Annotated in this window: 1 protein-coding gene; it reads left to right on the top strand. The window is 75.6% G+C overall.

What is annotated here, in order from left to right:
- On the top strand, positions 1 to 209 hold a 209-nt coding region (locus AC0IVP_RS22100; RefSeq protein WP_471759304.1), incomplete at its 5' end, for a 3-hydroxyacyl-CoA dehydrogenase family protein.
- Positions 210 to 242 lie beyond the last annotated feature (33 nt).

Below are 242 nucleotides of genomic sequence, written 5' to 3'. Positions count from 1 at the left end.
CCGGCATGGTGCAGGGCTGCGCCCACCCGCAGGGCCCCCGCGCGCTGGCCGACCTGATCGGCCTGGACACCACGGCCGCCGTCGCGCAGTCGATGTACGAGGCGTTCAAGGAGCCGCTGTTCGCGCCGCCGCCGCTGCTGCTGCGCATGGTCGACGCCGGCCTGCTCGGCCGGAAGCCCGGTCGGGGCTTCTTCCCCTACGCGAGGTAGGGCTCAGCCGCCGGAGCCCCCGCCCCCGAGCAT

Source organism: Klenkia sp. AC732 (assembly GCF_979256525.1).
The sequence above is the reverse complement of the archived record's forward strand: the minus strand, read 5'-3'. Positions and strand labels throughout refer to the sequence as shown.